The sequence below is a fragment of the Candidatus Protofrankia californiensis genome, assembly GCF_900634765.1.
GTDB lineage: Bacteria > Actinomycetota > Actinomycetes > Frankiales > Frankiaceae > Protofrankia > Protofrankia californiensis.
Genome location: NZ_CAAAFT010000136.1, coordinates 1 through 3,173 on the forward strand (window position 1 = coordinate 1; position 3,173 = coordinate 3,173).

The following is a 3,173-nucleotide window of genomic DNA, read 5'->3' on the forward strand; positions in this document are numbered from 1 at the left end:
GGGTTCTCCGACACGGTCTGCCGCTGGAGGGGAAGGTGGGTTGATCGACGGATTCGGGCCTCAGTACGTTATGTATAATATCATCTATAGCAGGACGTATTGAGAGAAGTATGTGTTTAGCAAGGTATGAGTGTGAGCAACGACATGCGGCCCGTGGCGGATGATGCTGTCCTTGTCGACGATCTGACGGTGTACCGGTCGCGGCAACCGTGCTCCTCGGATTGAGCACGGAAACAGGATAAGTGGTTTTCTGATGTCGGTACGGATGACTTTCGGCGTTGCCGGCAGGGTGCTCACCCAGATTCGGCACGACCGGCGCACGATCGGCCTCATGCTGATGGTACCGAGCCTGCTGCTCGCGTTGCTGTATTTCGTACTTTATAACCGGCCTGACCTGTTCGACCTGTTCGACCGGATCGGCCTGATACTGCTCGGCATTTTTCGCTACGTGTCCATGTTCCTGGTCGCCAGCGTGGCGATGCTGCGGGAACGGACCAGCGGGACGCTGGAGCGGTTGCTGAGCACCCCGTTGCACAAGCTTGACCTGCTGGTGGGTACGGCATCGGGTTTGCGGTGGCCGCGATCGTCCAGGCCGGTGTGGCGGCGTTGGTCACGTACACCCTGCTTGGACTGCACACGGAGGGCAACGCGGGGCTGGTCATGCTGATCGTGGTGTGCACGGCGGTGCTTGGGTCCGCGACCGGCCTGCTCACCAGCACGTTTGCCAAGACCGAGTTCCAGGCGATGCAGTTCCTGCCGGCCACGGTGATGCCCCCGGATCCTGCTGTGCGGCCTGATCCGGCCGCGTGACCGGATGGCGCCGTGGCTGGACGCGGTCAGCGATGCGATGCCGTCGAGGTATGCGGCGGTGGCGCTGACCGAGGTCGGCGGGCACTCGCTGCCGACGGGCACTATGTGGCTCGATCTCTCGGTTGTCGTCGGCTGTGTTCTCCTGGCGCTGTTGCTGGGTGCGGCCACGTTCCGGCGGCAGACCGCGTAGGGACCGGAAAGGAGGGACTAGAAAGGAAGGACCGGAAAGGAGAGACCGGAAAAAGACGCGGCACGGAGTCGCTCATCGGCTGTTCGAGCGGGTGGGGCAGCCCTGTTGGAAAACCTCTCATTCCTCCGGTAGGGGTGAGAGCTCGGGTGACACCCGAACAGGGTGACCGTTCGTACCGCCCGCGTTTCATGCCCCGTCAATGCCCACGGAAACCGGCAGATCTCATGTCCATGATACTTTCGGTGCAAATGCGCCGACGTTTGTCGAGTGGGTGGCCGAATTCCCGGCGGAGGGTTCCCCTATTTTCGTCCGGGGTATATGTCGGTGCGCAATGGTGGGGCGAGGAGGTGGCGCGTCTGTCCGCCCCGGGTCGCTGTCAGGTCATGGACGCTCATCGTCGTTGTCCCTTCGGTGGGCTGTGATCATGGTCGTCATGCGTGACGTAGCCGGGAGCTCGGTCCGAGCAGGGAATCTTCCGCGGCCTGCTGCCCGCCCGGACGGCGTTACCGATGCAACCCCGCGGGTCGCGGCTTTTCCGGGCGGTACCGCGACCTCTCCGGCCGTGCGGCAGGAGGTTGTGGTGTGACGAATTGCGGACTGTCGGATGTGCGTCGCAGTGATGTCAGGGTGGCGGGCGAAGGGCGGGATCGTGCCTGCGGGAGGATGCCGTAGGTGTACGTGTGAGGCGGCGCTGATCCGTGGGTGGACAGTTGTGCTCATGGGCCGGTGTCTCGGCAGCGAAGCCGATGGCGATGCTACCGATTGTGAGGTTGTAGTGACGGTGTTCGGGTCGGATGTTGCAGTGGATTTCCGGAGGTGCCCCCATGGACGGTCACGCTCCGAATGGGTGCGGACCGCAGCGCTGACTGTCAGGACAGGGCAGACACATGTCCGATCCCCGGCCGCCGTCACGTATGGCCGGAAGGCGCTGACGTTCTGTCAGTGTCCGGTCGGTGCATCTTTATCAGCCGAATATCCCTCTGACCTGGCATCTCAAATCCTGACGGCTTGGCGATGTCGCATCGAAACTTCGGCCGGATGTCGGACGGCACGAAGTGCTTCGAGATCGGCAGGCGATCACAACTGCCTTCGTCGTTGCCGACGCAGCTTGGGAGTGACTCTTGGACTACGTTCCCGTCAGCATCGTCATCCCCGCCTTCAACGAGGCGCACCGACTCCCGGAGTCACTGCCCCGGCTCACGTCCGTGCTGAGCAGGCTTGCCGGCGCAGAGGTGATCGTTGTTGATGACGGCAGCACCGACTGCACCGCCGAGGTTGCCCAGCGGCTTCTGAGCGAACTCCCGCGATCACGTGTCGTCAGGCTCCCGTGGAACTCCGGTAAGGGCGCGGCTGTTCGGACCGGGGTGGCGATGGCTCGGGGCGCGTCGATCGTGTTCATGGACGCCGACATGGCCTCGGACATAAACGATCTTCCGTTGCTGCTTGCCGCCCTCCAGGATGCCGAGGTGGCGCTGGGATCGCGCCGGATCGGTGACAGCGCGGTCCGCTCGAACAGCCGGCGGATGGGTAGTTGGGCGTTCAACCAGGTCACCCGGACGCTCGCGGCGCTGGACGTCGCCGACACCCAGTGCGGCTTCAAGGCGTTCCGCCATGCCGAGGCGAAGCTGTTGTTCAGCCTGTCCAGGTCGACCGGCTTCGGTTTCGATGTCGAGGTTCTCTCGATAGCCCGGTCTATGGGCTACCGGATCACGGAGGTTCCCGTCCGCTGGTCGGAGATGGATGGTGGGACGTTCCGGGTAACCCGCCACACCCCGGCGATGCTGGTCGACGTGATACGGGCTCGGCGTTATCGGCGGCGGGTTGCGGTCACGCCCGTGCCGTTGCGCCTGCGGCCCGTCGAGACGCAGCCGCCGGTCGTCCTGCAGCCGGTGCCCACGCCTCTGGCGGTCGTCCGGCGTCCCGGTGTGAGCACGCCCCTGATGGACCCGGACGGTACCCAGGTGCCGCAGACGCCGGTTGCCCGGGTGATCAGCATGGGTACCGGTGCGTTGGTGGCCGGTGGTGGTCCGGCGGAGATACCCGCTTCGCCGACCATGCTCCCAGGCGGCCGGGACACCGGTCGGCAGCCGGCTCCGCGTGAGGTCGTGTGAAGTTCCCCGTTTCCGGCTGAACCGTTTCCGGCTGAACCGATACCGGCTGAGTCGTATCGGTT

1 protein-coding gene and 1 pseudogene are annotated in these 3,173 nt (G+C 64.5%); both read left to right on the forward strand.

Annotated features, from left to right (window positions below; translation table 11 throughout):
- Positions 1-253 precede the first annotated feature (253 nt).
- Positions 254-1,000, forward strand: a pseudogene (locus DD1DGNOD_RS30735) (ABC transporter permease).
- A gap of 1,121 nt (positions 1,001-2,121) precedes the next feature.
- Complete coding sequence (locus DD1DGNOD_RS08235; RefSeq protein ID WP_131765960.1) at positions 2,122-3,111, forward strand: dolichyl-phosphate beta-glucosyltransferase; 990 nt, start codon at positions 2,122-2,124, stop codon at positions 3,109-3,111.
- Positions 3,112-3,173 lie beyond the last annotated feature (62 nt).